Here is a 15,967-nt window from a genome sequence, read left to right on the forward strand (position 1 = left end):
TCCTGCCTGCCGCATTCAGCGCTCACTCAAGAGAGCCTCGATGGCCACCACCCGCGGCGCCCGCTGGCGAATGCCGGTCAGCTCGCTCGCCTCGGCGCCGAGGCAGGTGGTCTGCAGCCGCGATCCTTGCGCCGCGAAGCGCTCCACATCGCGCTTGCGGATCATGTAGCCGGTCACCCGCACCAGATCGCTGTCGGCCACGTTGGCGGTGAATTCGCGCATGCCGAGGGCAAAGGCCCCCTTGCAGAGCTGCAGTAGCGCCTGCGGGTTCTGGCGGATGGTGGGATCCAGGGTCAGGATTTCGCTGATCCCGGAGTGATAGAAGCCGTGGTGGGGTGCCAGGGCCAGCAGATGGCTGGCGGGATCCGGCTCCTCCCCATAGGGGATGCGAACCCCGGGGGTGACGTCCCTGTCCACGCTGAGCCCCCCCTGGGAGTGGAGCAGGGCGCGGCCGCCCCAGGCATGAGACTGGGGCCGCGCCCTCACCAGCTCGGAGAGGCGGGCCGAGATGCGGTGACCGAGCCGGTTCGCCTCCTCGTCGTGACCGTATCGCCCCGCCAGCCCCGCCTGCTCCATCAGCAGGTTTACCGCCTCCGCCATGCCATAGATGCCAAACATGGGCACGAAGCGCGCCTCCTCGATCAACCCCTCCTCCACCAGGAAGCTGTCGAAGAAGCCGGATGCCTCGTGCAGGAAGGCGGCGCGCGCCTCGATCAGCCGCGAGGCCTGCTCGCAATAGTGAGGCAGCGTTCGGGCCATGAAATCCTCAACCCCTGTGCTCTGCCCGGCCACGCCCTTGAGGGAGAGGCGCACCAGGGTATTGGCCCCGCCCCCCAGAGGCAGGGCGTTGTAGCAGCTGACGATGCCAAAGCCGCGCGCATCGAAGGCCTCCCTGTGCAGCGGGTAGTTGACGATATGGGGCTTGCTGCAGGCCGCGATGTTCTCGACCCCTTGCAGCAGCAGGCTGTCCGGGGTCTGCGCCGGATCGTGGAACAGGCTGAGGTTCGGGGCCGCCTGCTTGAGCTCGCCATCGATGCGCAGGATCAGGCGGCAGATCCGGTTGTCGTCGGGGCCTATGTTGACGTGCATGAAGGCATCCGGCAGCACCCGATCCAGGTAAGTCCAGAAGGCCTTCAACTTGCGATGGAGGGCCTCGTCATCGAGCGCCCCGACAAAGGGCTGCAGCAGGTGATCGAGCCTGCCCAGCCAGACCGGCATGCCGGTGACCGAGGGCACGTGATGGTAGAGGATGCGCAGGGCATCGAGGGCCTCGTCAAAATCCCGCGGCGGGGCCAGCTCCAGCCAGGCCGACCCCTGACGCAGAAACTTCTCGTAGTCCGGCAGCACGTAGCGCGGCTTGTAGGGGGCGTGCCCCTCGAACATGTCGCACAGCACCCCTTGCGCCATCGCCCCGGCGACGTCGGCGGGCAGCTCGGGATAGGGCAGCGCATTCTCGGCGGCCAGCGCCAGGGCGTGGCTCTTCTGGGCCGGTGACAGCAGGGGGTCGCGCACGATGCGCTGGCAGGTTTCGGTGAAGGACATGGCTCGCTCCTCGGCGGATGATGCCAAAATCCTCACACTTGAGAGGTCTTTTTTGAAGTGACATTCCCAACATGGCGGATATCCCGTAACGACATCCGCCATGCAGGATCACGGGGCTAGCCCCAGCCCGGGAAGAGAATGGCAATGCCCCCCAGCCAGCGCAGCAGGAAGAAGCCCCCCATGCCGACCACCACCACCACCAGGGTCGGCAGGCGCAGCAGGGTCAGGGCCGTCACCAGCAGGGTGGCAGCCAGGTAGTCCGGATCCCAGTCCAGCCCGATGCCCGGCTCATAGCTGAAGACGATGGGCAGCCAGATGGCGGTCAGCACCGACTGGGCCGAGAAGCTGAGGAAGGCCCCCATCTCGGCACCGGGCTGGTAGCGGGTCAGCCGCGAGAAGAACGCGAAGCGGTTGAAGAAAGTAATCAGGGCCAGCAGCCCTATCATCAGCCAGCCCATGATCACCTCCTCATCCGGTGCAGCACATAGCCCACCACCATGCCGGCCAGGGCCGAGACGATGATGTGGATCTCCGCCAGCAGCGGCTTGGTGAGCAGCGCCGTGCCCCCGCTCACCAGGGTGGCTGCCACCATGGGCAGATTCTTCATGGCGGGAATGGTCATGGCGATGAAGGTGGCGGCGATGGCGAAGTCCAGTCCCATCTTGTCCAGCCCCTCGATGTACTGGCCGGCGGCGATGCCGAGCAGGGTTGCCAGGTTCCAGAACAGGTAGAAGACGAAGCCCGCAATGAGCGCATAGGCGGGGTTGAAGGCACCGCTGCGCTCCCTGTCCTTGAGTGCCACCGCGAACATCTCGTCGGTCAGGAAGAAGGCGAGGCTGGCCCGCCAGCGCAGGGAGAGCGGCAGCACGTCGCGACGGAAGGTGAAGCCATAGAGCAGGTGCTGGGAGGTGATCACCATGGTGGACCCCATGATGGGCAACAGCGGGGTGCCCGCCCCGAACAAGGTGGTGGCCGAGAGCTGGGCGGCACCGGCATAGACCAGCAGCGACATCAGCTGGGCCTGCAGCGGGCTCAGACCCGCCTGCAGCGCCAGGGCGCCGCACAGGATCCCCCAGGGGATCACCGAGATGGAGAGGGGCAGAATATCGATGGAGGCGCGCCACCAGAGCGCCACCGGGCGCTCGGACGCAGGGAGGCCCGTATCTGAGATCATGGGATCGTCCTTGAGATAGCCAATGCGAGCCGGAAAACTAGCACGGCGCGGGACGGGCTGTCACGCCATGGCCTGCGGCAAATGAAACGCCCGCGTGGTAGCGGGCGTTGGAAGACGGGATCAGGGCTCGATGATGATGGGGGTGCCGGGTTCGATGGCGTTCCAGATCTCGTCCATCTCGTGGTTCAGCACCGCGATGCAGCCGTTGGTCCAGTTGGAGGGCTGCACCCTGCGATCCCCCAGGCTGTTGCGCTGGCCGTGGATCATGATCATGCCGCCCGGGTTCACACCCAGCTCGTTGGCGCGCTTGATGTCGTCCAGGTTCGGGTAGTTGATGTGAATGGCCTTGTAGAAGCCGGAGTTGCTCTTCTTGTAGTCGAGGGTGTAGCGCCCTTCCGGGGTACGCTGATCCCCTTCACGCTGCTTGTGCCCCATGGGCGCCGGGCCCAGGGCAACCCAGTAGCGTTTGACTTCCTTGCCATCCTTCATCAGGGTCAGGCTGTAACTCGACTTCTTGACCACCACCATATCGGCAGACAGGGTGGCAAAACTCAATGCGGGCCACAGCCCCAGCAAACACAGCAATACGGCTCTCACTTTCCATCCCTCGACGAGCCTTCAGGGCTCTCTTGTTAGCAAATCATCTGAATGTCGCCACTCTCTGGTGACGAGCGAGCGCCATGATATGGGATCGCCATGAATACTCAATATATCGAGAAAAACATATCTGGCGACACTGTGCCAGCAGCCTGGCCAGGCCCCGGCCATCTCGATGAATGCACAGGAAAAACAGCGGGATAGTCCCTTCCCTTGCATATGCCCCCGAAAGAGGCCCGTGCGCCCCCCCTCTCGCCAATAGAGAGCCCCGCCAGCTGGCGGGGCTCGGAGCTCAGGGGCAGGCTCAGCCGGCCACGGCGGCCTCGGCCCCGTAATGGCGCCGGATCCAGGCCTCGAAGTCGGCCAGCATGCGGGCCTCCGACTCCTGGTTGTCGGCGATGAGCTCGGCGCCGTGTACCACCCGGATGCGGGCGTCGAGCGGCGTCCCTTCCCCCGCCGGCGGACGCTGCCGTGCCGCCGCCATGCACGCCTGCGCCTGCTGCCACGCCTCGGCGGCGCTCCGGTTGCACGCCTCGGCCAGGGGCACTGCGCTGAAGCCCTCACCGGTGAGACTCTGCAGCGTCTCGTCGTGGGTCATGCCGTTGCCCGGGCCCCAGTAGTGGGCGGCCAGATCCGGCCCGATGCGCGGGTTGTCGGTGAGGTAGCCGTCGCGCTTCAGGAAGTAGGCGCGGGTCTGCTCCACCGCCATCAGGGCCAGCAGGTAGCCGTGATAGGCACAGGCCGACTCCTGGTTCAGGAGGTGCGGAATGGCCAAGAGCGGGCGCGGGCTCTCGACCCCCAGGATCTTGCGTTCCCACTGGCGTGCCAGCGCCAGCACGGCGGCCGGGGTGCGCTCGGCCTCGTCCATGGCGTAGAGATCCCGCTCGAAGTAGGCCACCAGCGCGATCTGGCGCTCGTTGAAGGCGCGAAACGGCTGGCGCGCGGCGATCATCGCCTGGATGAGCGCATCGGGGATCGCCTCCCCCGCATCATTCCTGGCGTAGCGCTTGAGCCAGTCCGCGTCGTCCAGCAGGCTGTCGCAGAACATCGACTGGGTCTCGGCATAGGCCATGGAGGTGGGCGGAAACTCCTGGGAGAAGCAGGGGGCGTTGCCGGTGACATTGGCAAAGTGCGCCGCGTGGCCCCCTTCGTGGAACAGGGTGTTGAGCCCGCTCCAGCCGCTGCCCACCTGAGCCGGGTTGGCCAGGCTGGTGAAATTCACCACCGCCGGTACCCACTCCCCCTCCTGCCAGAAGCTCGGCACCGGGCCGTGACAGAAGCCGTTCTCGTATTTCCCCTCCCGGGTCAGCAGATCCAGGGTCAGGGTGGCACCGCGGTACTGGATGCCGAGGCGGCGGAAGCTCCCGACCCAATCCTTCAGCGCCCGGGAGAAGGGCACGTAAGGATCGAGCTGGCGGGTCACGTCGCCGCTCACGCTGTAGCGCAGGTTGTGGGGCAGCAGGGCTTCTTCCCCCTTGGCGTCCTTCAACTCGGCCAGACTCTGGTGCAGGCGGGCATCGGTGCGGGCGATGAAGTCATCCAAGACGGCAAAGAGCTGCTCCGGGCTCATCTGTTCGTTCTTGTGCACCTTGTAGTCGAAGTAGTCGCGATAGCCCATGGCCCGGGCGAAGCGGTTGCGCAGCGCGACTATCTCCAGATAGCCGTTGTCGACCACCCACTGCTCCAGGGCGTGGAACATGGCGAGCGCACTCTGGCGCACCGCCTCGTCGCTGCTGGCGGCCAGCGTCGTGCTGGCGGCGGGCAGACTGCCGGGGACCTGGTGACCCTGCTCGTCCAGCAAGGTCAGCTTCAGCCCCTTGCGCCGGGCAAACAGATCCGCCTCGGCGGCCACCAGCTCGTCCATCAGGGACGCGGCCTGAGGATCCTCGATGACATTGCACTCGAAGAAGGCGATCCAGCCTGCCAGACCGCGTTTCAGCTCGGTCTCCTCGGCCTGGGCCTGCATCTCCCGCAGCACCGGCAGGCGTGCCGGGTCGGCGCAGAAGGCCTTGTAAGCCTGCTCGGCGGCGGTGAAGCCGGCCTGATCGTCGCTGGTGCCCATGTAGGTGGACCAGAACAGATCCTCCTTGCGCCTGTGTACCTGCAGGTAGTCGGCGTTGAGCTGGTTGAGATAATTCCTGGCAATGGAACTCATAAATTCCCTCTTTTATGGGGTCACCCGCACGGGTGCCCACTCCTTTTATTGGTGAGATGCCGCCCCCTTCACAGAGATTGGCAAACAGTGCGCCGGGATGCGCATGAACAAGCTACCAAAAAGCAGGGAGCACTGTCTGCTGGCGATTGGTCCAGACGTGCATCTGGGGGGCAAGCGGCGGGGGATGTCGGGCGGCCCAGCCCGAACACACCTGATGATCGGTATCGCCCTGTCCGAGGGGGGAGCAAGAGAAGTATGGGGAGTCGTACTGCTCCGATGAGGTCAAGCCGTCAATATTTACACTTAATTTTTTAACAAAATATAGTCATCATGGGTCTGTCGCCCAGTGCGGCACCATGATCCTTTCTGTAGTCATTTGGCAAACTGGTTGAAAGGCCAGGACGCAAAGCCTCCGGTCTAAAGACATGCTGTCCAGGATAGCGGGGTTGCCACACCCAGGTGTGCACCGGGATTTCCCCTGCCAACTTGACTGCCCACATCACCGAACAGAGGAATGTATGGCAGCAAAACTTCAATTCAATCGCCTCGCGGCGGCGCTGACGCTACTGGCCAGCGGCGGCGCCCTCGCCCACGGCTATATCAGCCAGCCCGAGTCGCGCAACTACCTGTGCAAGACGGGTGGCAACATCCAGTGCGGCGCCATCCAGTGGGAGCCCCAGAGCCTGGAGGCCCCCTCCGGCTTCCCCGCTGGTGGCCCCGCCGATGGCCAGATCGCCTCGGCAGGACACCCGCAGTTTGGCGAGCTCAACGCCCAGACCAGCGATCGCTGGACCAAGCGCAATGTGCAGGCCGGTCCCTTCGCCATCAGCTGGACCTTCACCGCCAACCACGCGACCCGCAACTGGCGCTATTACCTCACCCGGCAGGACTGGAACCCGAACCAACCGCTCACCCGGGACGCCTTCGATCTCGTGCCCTTCTGCGTCATCGACGGGGGCATGGTACAGCCACCCAAGCAGGTGACCCACAACTGCACCCTGCCCGAGCGCACCGGCTATCAGCTGATCCTCGGGGTCTGGGAGGTGGGTGACACCACCAACAGCTTCTACAACCTGATCGACGCCCGGTTCAAGGACGACGGCCAGCCGCCGTTGACCTGGAGTCAGGGAGGCACCATCTATCCCTCCATCGACCTCGCCGTCGGCGACAAGGCCAGAACCCGGGTATTCGACGCCGGTGGCGAACGCACCGATCTGCAGATCGAGCTGACCATCGCCAGCACCGAGCAAGGCCTGAAGAACAACTGGGCTCACGCCCTGGCGAGCAAGATCAATGCCGAACAGAGCCAGATCCGCGCCGGCCAGCAGGGCACGGACGGCCAGTTCAACCCGGTCTACGGCCAGAACCCCGTCTACCTGAAAGCGGGCAGCAACCTGCAGCGAGTAGAAGTCCAGCTAGAGCAGCAGCAACCCCCGGTCAGCGACAGCATCAGCGTGAGCGGCCTGGCGAGCGAGTATCCGCTCGACAACGGCCAGCTCACCCTGGCCTTCACCGTCGCCGCTCAGGGAGATCTCGCCGTCACCAGCACCCTCTACGACCATGGCGGTGTCGCCAGGGGGCAGACCAGCGCCGACATCAAGGACAGCAGCCAGGGCTTCACCATGGCCCTGAGCGGCCTGAGCGCCGGCCACCATCAGCTGGTGATCGAGGCCAAGCCGAAGAACGGGGGCGCCACCCTGCAGCAGACCCTGGATCTGATGTTCAAGGATCCGGCCGCTGGCGGTGACTACCAGTACAGCTTCCCGGAGGGGCTCAAGTCCTACACTGCGGGCACCCGGGTACTGCAGCCGAAGAACGGCAAGATCTACCAGTGCAAACCCTTCCCCTACAGCGGCTGGTGCAGCCAGTGGGCGAGCACGGCCACCCAGTATGAGCCGGGCGTGGGTTCCCACTGGCAGGAGGCATGGACACAGCTGTGATCCGCCGCACCTGCGCAGCGTAAAGTCGGATAGGGTCAGCCGAAGGGGCCCATCCGTCCGCAATAAAACGGGGAGCCAATGGCTCCCCGTTTGCCATGGCAACCGCTCAGATCTGGTAGTCGAGCAGGGGCTCGTTGCTCATGGCACGGGCCTGGATCTCCGACAACGCCAGCTCGGGGTTGCACAGCTGGATGAACTGCCAGGCGAAGTTGTGCTGGAACTGCCCCTGCTTGAGGCCGATCCAGGCGGTGTGCGGCGCAAACAGCCGGCTGCCGTCCAGCTGCACCAATCCCTTGTCCCGCAGGGTGTCGAACGCCATGTCCGCCAGTATACCCACCCCCATCTCCAGCTCGACATAGGTCTTGATGACGTCCGAATCCTGGGCCGTCAGCAGGATCTGCGGCGCTATGCCGGCCTCGGCAAACGCCTCGTCTACCCGCACCCGCCCGGTGAGGCCGGCCTGATAGGTGACGATGGGCCAGTGGGCCAGGGCAGCCAGGGTCAGATCCCGCTCGGCGGTGAGGGGATGCTGCTCCGGCACCACTATGTTGTGATGCCAGCGGTAGTAGGGAAACGCCACCACCCCTTCGCTCCTGTCGAGCTGCTCGCTGCTGATGCCGATGTCCACCTCGCCGGTCTGCACCAGCCGTACTATCTCCTCCGGGCTGCCCTGGCGCAGCTCCAGCTGCACCAGAGGGAACTGCTCGCGAAACGCCTTCACCACCCTGGGCAGGGCGTAGCGGGCCTGGGTGTGGGTGGTCGCGACCAGCAGCCGGCCCGAGTCACGGTTGGCAAAGGTGCTGGCCAGCTTGCGGATGTTGTCGGCGTCATTGAGGATACGCTCGGCGATCACCAGCAACTCCTTGCCCGGCTCCGTCATGCCGAGCAGCCGCTTGCCGTAGCGGATGAAGAGCGCGAGCCCCAGCTCCTCTTCCAGCTCGCGAATGTGGCGGCTGACCCCGGACTGGGAAGTAAAGAGGGCATTGGCCACCTCGGTCAGGTTGTAATCCCGCCGTGCCGCTTCCCGAATGATTCGCAACTGCTGAAAGTTCACCATCGCCTCCTGCGCTGGGGGACGGTGGAAGTGCCACCGTCTTCTAGTAATGGGTCGCCGGGCACCAACCCGGCCTGAAGCTGGACCACCAGGGCGGCACGCCCTCAGATCTGGTAGTCGGGGTAGAGCTGGGCCTGTCTTGCCACCAGGCGTACCCCCTGGCCGGGAGCAAAGGCCCGGGCGGCCTCCTTGCTAAGCTCGGCCTCGTAGTGGGCACTCGCTCTCTCTCCGTCGCCGCGCAGTTCTACCCGGATGCGCGGCCCCATGGGCAGCAACCGGGTGATGGTGGCGCTGATGCCGCCCGGTGCATCCGCCGGCAGTATCTCCAGCTCGTGGGGACGCACATAGGCGATGGCCGCACTTCCTTCCGCCAGTGGGGAGGCAATGGCTCCCCCCAGCAGCTGCTCGCCGATGCCAAGCCCCTGGCCTGCCACCCGACCACGGAACAGGTTCACACTGCCGAGGAAGCTGTGCACGAAGGCGCTGGCGGGCTGGTCATAGACTTCGGCCGGCGTGCCGATCTGCTCCACCCTGCCGGCATTCATCAGCACTACCCTGTCCGCCACCTCCAGCGCCTCCTCCTGATCGTGGGTCACGAACAGACTGGTGACGTGCAGCTCGTCGTGCAGCTCGCGCAGCCAGCGACGCAGCTCCTTGCGCACCTGAGCGTCGAGAGCGCCGAAGGGTTCGTCCAGCAGCAGCACCTTGGGCTGCACCGCCAACGCCCGGGCCAGGGCCACCCGCTGACGCTGGCCGCCGGAGAGCTGGGTCGGATAGCGACCGGCCACGTGGCTGAGTTGCACCAGATCCAGCAGCTCCCTGACCCGGGCACGGATGGCCTCCTCGGCCGGCCGCTCGCTGCGCGGCTTGACCCGCAGGCCGAACGCCACGTTCTCGAACACCGTCATGTGGCGAAACAGGGCGTAGTGCTGGAACACGAAGCCGACGTTGCGCTCGCGCACGTGCAGATCCGAGGCATCCTCCCCGCGGATGATCACCTGGCCCGAGTCGGCCTGCTCCAGCCCGGCGATGATCCGCAGCAAGGTGGTCTTGCCGCAGCCGGAGGGACCGAGCAGGGCCACCAGTTCACCGTCGTGAAAGTCGAGGTTGATGTCGGCCAGGGCGGCGTACTGATTGAAATGCTTGTTGAGTCGTTGAACCTGAATGCTCATGGCGGCCTCTTATGAATCGTTGAATCGACATCAATGGGACTGGGCGGGCTGACTGCGCAGCCGGGCCAGCAGGGTCTCCCCCAGCAGCGTGAAGATCCCGAACAGCGCCAGCAGGCTGGCCACCGCGAAGGCGGCCCCTGTCTGGTACTCGTTGTAGAGGATCTCGATATGCAGCGGCAGGGTGTTGGTCTGGCCGCGAATGTGGCCGGAGACCACGGAGACGGCGCCGAACTCCCCCACGGCCCGGGCGGTACAGAGCAGCAGGCCATACATCAGGCTCCAGCGGATACCGGGCAGGGTGACGCGCCAGAACATCTGCAAGCCGCTTGCCCCCAGCATGATGGCGGCCTCCTCTTCCTCCGGCCCGCGCGCCTCCATCTGGGGCAACAGTTCGCGCACCACGAAGGGCACCGTGATGAAGGTGGTGGCCAGAATGATCCCTGGGGTGGCGAAGATGATCTTGATGTCGTACTCGCCGAGCCACTCCCCGAACCAGCCGCGACTGCCGAACAGCAGCACGAACATCAGGCCTGCTATGACCGGCGAGACCGAGAACGGCAGATCGATGAGGGTGATGAGCAGCTGCCGCCCAGGAAAGCGGAACCGGGCGATAGCCCAGGCAGCGGCGAGCCCGAACAGCAGATTCAGGGGCACGGAGCAGAGCGTCACCAGGGCGGTCAGCCCAAGGGCGCTCAGGGCATCCGGCTCGCTGATGGCATGCCAGAAGAAGGCCAGCCCGGGAGACAGGGCCTGGATAAAGACGGTGGCCAACGGCAGCAGCAGCAGGGCGGCAAACCAGCCCAGACCGATAGTGATCAGCAGCCATTTGACCCAGGCCGGCTCGTGGATCACCCGGGGTTGGCTCACCCGGTGCGTCGGCACGGCGCCCTGAGCCAGATCGAGACTTGCACTGGATGCGCTCATAGGCGGCTCCCTCCGATACGGGCCCAGCTCCAGGCCTGCAACTTGTTGATGAGCAACAGCAGAATGAATGAAATGAGCAGCATGACAGACGCGATGGCGGAAGCTCCCGCGTAGTCATACTCCTCCAGGTGGCTCATGATCATCAGCGGTGCGATTTCCGACACCATGGGCAGGTTGCCGGCGATGAAGATGACTGAGCCGTACTCCCCCACCCCGCGGGCAAATGCCAGGGCAAAGCCGGTGAGGAGCGCCGGGATCAGGGTCGGCCACAGCACCCTGGCGAACGTCTGCCAGCGGTTGGCACCCAGACTCGCGGCCGCCTCCTCCTGCTCGGTCTCGGCCTCCCGCAGCACCGGCTGCAGGGTGCGCACCACGAAGGGCAGCCCGATGAAGGTCAGGGCAATGACGACCCCGATGGGGTTGTAAGCAAGCTCGAGGCCGAGCGGGGCGACCCACTGGCCTATCCAGCCATTGGGGGCAAAGATGGCGCACAGGGCGATGCCGGAGACGGCGGTTGGCATGGCGAAGGGCAGGTCGATCAGCGCATCCACCAGGCGACGCCCGGGGAAGGTGTAGCGCACCAGCACCCAGGCCAGGATCAGGCCGAACAGGCTGTTGAGCAGTGCTGCGATGAAGGCTGCGCCGAAACTCAGGCGAAAGGAGGCAAGTACCCGGGGGGATCCGATCACCTGCCAGAATTCGGCGGCGCTCAGGTTGTTCACCGCAAACAGCACCAGAGCCGAGAGGGGCAACAGGACCAGTATGCCCAGATAGAGCAGACTGAAGCCCAGCGTTGGCCCCAGGCCGGGCAGGACAGAATAAGAACTTAATCGCATAACACATCCGTTTGTTATAAACACTTTGGATATGGCGATTCTGCTCACTAGAGCCAGGGACAACAAACACCAATAACGCCTTTGCTAAGCACTTTTTTATCTAACCGTGGTGGCACAAGGCTTTGAGAACGATAAATAGAAAAAAAGGTCTTTTATATAAATAAAAGACCTAAAAAACGGAGCCGTGAAACCATGGAGACAGTCACTTAAGTCAGGTGGGCCAGCCTGCCGGGGTCGCGCCCATATACTCCCTCGGATTGCAATGTGGTGTCATCGAACCGTGAGGGCGGCCCGCCCCTTCCATTGGGCGGGAGCCGGTTCCACCACCATCTCGGCCCTGCGGTGAAGCGTGGTGAGCAGGTCGAGCCCCTGGTGCCAGTCACCATGACCAGACTGGGCATTGATGTGGCCCGCATCACCCGCATCGAACAAGGGCACCTGCCACTGGCGACTCCAGTATTCGGCACGCTCGAAACTCATCCAGGGGTCGTTGCGGCTGGCGACGAGTTGGGCGGAAACCTTGATGGAGCCCGCCAGCGCCTCGTCCGGGATCCCGAAGCGAGACGGATCGGCGGGCGCGACGATGAGGAGGGACGATACCTTGTCCGGTTGCAACCTGGCGGCGGCAATGGCCGTCAGGGCCCCGAAGGAGTGAGCCACCAGATGAACCCGGCTGCGCCGGCTCCTGAGCTTGCTCGCCAGCTTGGCGCTCCAGACCGTGAGATCCGGCTGATCCCAGGGCAGACCCACCATCCGCTGCCACTGGGGAAACTGCTGGTGCCAGCGGCTCTGCCAGTGATCGGGCCCGCTGTTGTGCAGGCCGGGAACCAGAAGGATCTTGTTCATCTTGGTACTCCTCTCCATTAGCTCGGGGTCAGCCCGGCTCAGCGGCCCGGCTGGTAGATCTGGTCAAAGAACCCGCCCTGGGCGAAGTGCTTCTTCTGCGCCTTGTCCCAATCCCCTTCCAGATCCTTGACGGTGAACAGATTCAGACTGGGGAACTGGGCCGAGGTCTCCTTCAGGATCGCCGGGTTGCTCGGACGATAGTGATACTTGGCGATGATCCGCTGACCTTCGTCAGAATAGAGGTAGTCGAGGTAACCCTTGGCGACGGCCTCGGTGCCATGCTTCCTGGCTACCTTGTCCACCACGGCGACCGGCGGCTCTGCCAGGATGGAGACCGACGGCACCACCAGTTCAAATTTCTCGCTGGTCCCTGGCTGGTTCAGCACCAACAAGGCCTCATTTTCCCAGGCCAGCAGCACATCCCCGAGACCCCGCTCGATAAAGCTGGTGGTGGCACCACGGGCACCGGAGTCCAGCACCTTCACGTTCTTGAACAGGTCGCCAACGAACTGCCTGGCCCCCTCTTCGCTACCGCTCTTCTTCAGGGCATAGCCCCAGGCGGCCAGGTAGTTCCAGCGCGCCCCACCGGACGTCTTGGGGTTCGGTGTGATGATGGCGACATCCTTGCGCACCAGATCGTCCCAGTCCTTTATCTGCTTCGGGTTGCCCTTGCGCACCAGGAACACGATGGTCGAGGTGTAGGGCGAGGCATTGTTGGCCAGCCGCCCTTCCCAGTCGCCAGCGGTGAGGCCCGCCTTGGCCACCGCATCCACGTCATAGGCCAGCGCCAGGGAGACCACGTCGGCCTCCAGTCCGTCCACCACGGCGCGCGCCTGCTTGCCGGAGCCGCCGTGTGACTGGCTCACCACCACATCATCACCGGTCTTGGCCTTCCACTCCTTGGCGAAGGCGGCATTGTATTCCTGGAACAGTTCCCGGGTCGGGTCGTAGGAGACGTTGAGCAGACGCACCTCGGCGGCATTGGCCTGGCCGAGTGCCAGCAGAGAGAGGAGGGTCAAAGCGGTCATTCGCAGTTTCATGGTGATACTCCATATCGTTGGGTTGAGTACAGCATGCCCGCAGTCTCATATTCCATGAAGAAAGAAATAACGCTTTGCTTATCTCTTTTATGCATATTCAACTCCCCCTGAGCGCAAACCCGCCCTTCGTCAGTAGCACCATGCTCGGTGATAGCTTGTGGATCCATGCCAGTGACCAAGAAGCCCGATCGGCTGACATAGCGAGTACTAACGGGTGTCAGGGGGAGAGAATCGGGATGGAACGGCGAAATCTGGTTAACTGATATGGACATAAGGAGATCGTGGAGACGAAAAAAAGCCCAGTCTTTCGACTGGGCTTCTTGTTAGTGGCGGAGCGGACGGGACTCGAACCCGCGACCCCCGGCGTGACAGGCCGGTATTCTAACCGACTGAACTACCGCTCCGCATTCGGTTAGCTTGCGCTAAATCTTTTGCCGCTTCTTCTGAGGTGTCATCCTCGCAGCCAGTAACGTGATTTTGCACATCACTGTTTAATTGGGTGCCTGGCAGTGTCCTACTCTCGCATGGCGAATGCCACACTACCATCGGCGCTACAGCGTTTCACTTCTGAGTTCGGCATGGGGTCAGGTGGTTCCACTGCGCTATTGCCGCCAGGCAAAATCTTCAATCTGAAAAAGCTGATTTAGTTATTCGTTCTCGGTATCTGCTACAAGTCTTCGAACACTTCTTGGGTGTTGTATGGTTAAGCCTCACGGGTAATTAGTATGGGTTAGCTCAACACGTCGCCGCGCTTACACACCCCACCTATCAACGTTGTGGTCTCCAACGGCCCTTTAGGACCCTCAAGGGGTCAGGGATGACTCATCTCAGGGCTCGCTTCCCGCTTAGATGCTTTCAGCGGTTATCGATTCCGAACTTAGCTACCGGGCAGTGCCACTGGCGTGACAACCCGAACACCAGAGGTTCGTTCACTCCGGTCCTCTCGTACTAGGAGCAACTCCCTTCAATCATCCAACGCCCACGGCAGATAGGGACCGAACTGTCTCACGACGTTCTGAACCCAGCTCGCGTACCACTTTAAATGGCGAACAGCCATACCCTTGGGACCGACTTCAGCCCCAGGATGTGATGAGCCGACATCGAGGTGCCAAACACCGCCGTCGATATGAACTCTTGGGCGGTATCAGCCTGTTATCCCCGGAGTACCTTTTATCCGTTGAGCGATGGCCCTTCCATTCAGAACCACCGGATCACTATGACCTACTTTCGTACCTGCTCGACCTGTCCGTCTCGCAGTTAAGCTGGCTTATGCCATTGCACTAACCTCCTGATGTCCGACCAGGATTAGCCAACCTTCGTGCTCCTCCGTTACTCTTTGGGAGGAGACCGCCCCAGTCAAACTACCCACCAGGCACTGTCCGCGAGCCCGATTCAGGGCCCTGCGTTAGAACATCAAACATACAAGGGTGGTATTTCAAGGACGGCTCCAGCGCAACTGGCGTCACGCCTTCAAAGCCTCCCACCTATCCTACACATGTAGGTTCAATGTTCAGTGCCAAGCTGTAGTAAAGGTTCACGGGGTCTTTCCGTCTAGCCGCGGGTACACCGCATCTTCACGGCGAATTCGATTTCACTGAGTCTCGGGTGGAGACAGCATGGCCATGGTTACACCATTCGTGCAGGTCGGAACTTACCCGACAAGGAATTTCGCTACCTTAGGACCGTTATAGTTACGGCCGCCGTTTACCGGGGCTTCGATCAAGAGCTTCGCTTGCGCTAACCCCATCAATTAACCTTCCGGCACCGGGCAGGTGTCACACCCTATACGTCCACTTTCGTGTTTGCAGAGTGCTGTGTTTTTGATAAACAGTCCCAGCCATCTGGTCACTGCGACTCCCGTCAGCTCCATCCGCAAGGGACTTCACCAACAAGAGCGTACCTTCTCCCGAAGTTACGGTACTATTTTGCCTAGTTCCTTCACCCGAGTTCTCTCAAGCGCCTTGGTATTCTCTACCCGACCACCTGTGTCGGTTTGGGGTACGATGACTTGTAATCTGAAGCTTAGAGGCTTTTCCTGGAAGCAGGGCATCAATGGCTTCCGCACCGTAGTGCGTTCGTCTCGTGTCTCAGTGTTGTGTCTCCGGATTTGCCTAGAAACACCACCTACGCACTTTCACCAGGACAACCGTCGCCTGGCCCACCTAGCCTTCTCCGTCCCCCCATCGCAATTACAAGTCGTGCAGGAATATTAACCTGCTTCCCATCGATTACGCCTTTCGGCCTCACCTTAGGGGTCGACTCACCCTGCCCCGATTAACGTTGGACAGGAACCCTTGGTCTTCCGGCGAGGAGGCTTTTCACCCCCTTTATCGTTACTTACGTCAGCATTCGCACTTCTGATATCTCCAGCATGCCTCTCGACACACCTTCGCAGACTTACAGAACGCTCCCCTACCACTTGCACTGAGTGCAAATCCGCGGCTTCGGTGCCTGGTTTGAGCCCCGTTACATCTTCCGCGCAGGCCGACTCGACTAGTGAGCTATTACGCTTTCTTTAAATGATGGCTGCTTCTAAGCCAACATCCTAGCTGTCTGAGCCTTCCCACATCGTTTCCCACTTAACCAGAACTTTGGGACCTTAGCCGGCGGTCTGGGTTGTTTCCCTCTTCACGACGGACGTTAGCACCCGCCGTGTGTCTCCCGGATATTACTTACTGGTATTCGGA

Annotated in this window: 12 protein-coding genes, 1 tRNA gene, 2 rRNA genes and 1 riboswitch (1 of these 16 running past the window's edge); of the genes, 1 reads left to right on the top strand and 14 read right to left on the bottom strand. The window is 62.7% G+C overall.

The genetic code is table 11. The features are described 5' to 3' along the window. Positions 1 to 15: 15 nt before the first annotated feature. The 5 genes from I6L45_RS03110 to I6L45_RS03130 all read right to left on the bottom strand — a co-directional run bounded on the left by I6L45_RS03110 (position 16) and on the right by I6L45_RS03130 (position 5,468). Positions 16 to 1,542, bottom strand: a complete 1,527-nt coding sequence (locus I6L45_RS03110; protein WP_216983426.1) for a YjjI family glycine radical enzyme — start codon at positions 1,540 to 1,542, stop codon at positions 16 to 18. A gap of 116 nt (positions 1,543 to 1,658) precedes the next feature. Continuing rightward, entirely contained in the window at positions 1,659 to 2,000 is a 342-nt protein-coding gene (locus I6L45_RS03115; RefSeq protein WP_043757825.1) for an AzlD domain-containing protein, read from the bottom strand. 2 nt (positions 2,001 to 2,002) lie between these two features. Next, positions 2,003 to 2,716 carry an AzlC family ABC transporter permease gene (locus tag I6L45_RS03120; protein WP_216983427.1) on the bottom strand — a complete coding sequence of 238 codons (714 nt, stop codon included), beginning with the start codon at positions 2,714 to 2,716 and terminating at the stop codon, positions 2,003 to 2,005. A gap of 120 nt (positions 2,717 to 2,836) precedes the next feature. Then, a complete protein-coding gene (locus I6L45_RS03125; protein WP_081843603.1) occupies positions 2,837 to 3,313 on the bottom strand; it encodes a murein L,D-transpeptidase family protein in 477 nt (158 codons plus the stop codon). Positions 3,314 to 3,617: 304 nt separating this feature from the next. Continuing rightward, positions 3,618 to 5,468: a M3 family metallopeptidase gene (locus I6L45_RS03130; protein ID WP_216983428.1), complete on the bottom strand. Its 1,851-nt coding sequence runs from the start codon at positions 5,466 to 5,468 to the stop codon at positions 3,618 to 3,620. A 368-nt stretch (positions 5,469 to 5,836) separates the two neighbouring features. Beyond that, a riboswitch (cyclic di-GMP riboswitch) is annotated at positions 5,837 to 5,922 on the top strand. A 64-nt stretch (positions 5,923 to 5,986) separates the two neighbouring features. On the opposite strand from I6L45_RS03130, the gene gbpA reads away from it, so the two are divergent. Then, positions 5,987 to 7,408, top strand: coding sequence for an N-acetylglucosamine-binding protein GbpA (gene gbpA / locus I6L45_RS03135; protein WP_216983429.1), 1,422 nt, complete (start codon positions 5,987 to 5,989; stop codon positions 7,406 to 7,408). A gap of 106 nt (positions 7,409 to 7,514) precedes the next feature. Here gbpA and cbl read toward each other — a convergent pair whose 3' ends face one another. From cbl to I6L45_RS03180, 9 genes are all read right to left on the bottom strand, one after another. Next, on the bottom strand, positions 7,515 to 8,462 hold the full coding sequence (cbl, locus tag I6L45_RS03140; RefSeq protein ID WP_216983430.1) for an HTH-type transcriptional regulator Cbl: 948 nt from the start codon (positions 8,460 to 8,462) through the stop codon (positions 7,515 to 7,517). A 104-nt stretch (positions 8,463 to 8,566) separates the two neighbouring features. Beyond that, the gene (locus tag I6L45_RS03145) at positions 8,567 to 9,634 is read right to left on the bottom strand and encodes a sulfate/molybdate ABC transporter ATP-binding protein (protein ID WP_216983431.1); all 1,068 of its coding nucleotides are present in this window, start codon (positions 9,632 to 9,634) and stop codon (positions 8,567 to 8,569) included. A gap of 30 nt (positions 9,635 to 9,664) precedes the next feature. Further along, positions 9,665 to 10,558 carry a sulfate ABC transporter permease subunit CysW gene (gene cysW / locus I6L45_RS03150; protein ID WP_216983432.1) on the bottom strand — a complete coding sequence of 298 codons (894 nt, stop codon included), beginning with the start codon at positions 10,556 to 10,558 and terminating at the stop codon, positions 9,665 to 9,667. Beyond that, entirely contained in the window at positions 10,555 to 11,394 is an 840-nt protein-coding gene (gene cysT / locus I6L45_RS03155; RefSeq protein ID WP_210547771.1) for a sulfate ABC transporter permease subunit CysT, read from the bottom strand. Before cysT ends, cysW begins: the two co-directional genes overlap by 4 nt. Before the next feature lie 270 nt (positions 11,395 to 11,664). Then, complete coding sequence (locus I6L45_RS03160; RefSeq protein ID WP_216983433.1) at positions 11,665 to 12,240, bottom strand: alpha/beta hydrolase; 576 nt, start codon at positions 12,238 to 12,240, stop codon at positions 11,665 to 11,667. A gap of 38 nt (positions 12,241 to 12,278) precedes the next feature. Next, positions 12,279 to 13,280 carry a sulfate ABC transporter substrate-binding protein gene (locus I6L45_RS03165; protein ID WP_216983434.1) on the bottom strand — a complete coding sequence of 334 codons (1,002 nt, stop codon included), beginning with the start codon at positions 13,278 to 13,280 and terminating at the stop codon, positions 12,279 to 12,281. Between the two features lie 327 nt (positions 13,281 to 13,607). Beyond that, a tRNA-Asp gene (locus I6L45_RS03170) sits at positions 13,608 to 13,684 on the bottom strand. Between the two features lie 97 nt (positions 13,685 to 13,781). Then, positions 13,782 to 13,896 (bottom strand): 5S ribosomal RNA (gene rrf, locus I6L45_RS03175). 83 nt (positions 13,897 to 13,979) lie between these two features. Continuing rightward, a 23S ribosomal RNA gene (locus tag I6L45_RS03180) occupies positions 13,980 to 15,967 on the bottom strand; it runs 901 nt beyond the window's last position.

The sequence above is a fragment of the Aeromonas sp. FDAARGOS 1415 genome, assembly GCF_019048365.1.
GTDB lineage: Bacteria > Pseudomonadota > Gammaproteobacteria > Enterobacterales > Aeromonadaceae > Aeromonas > Aeromonas taiwanensis.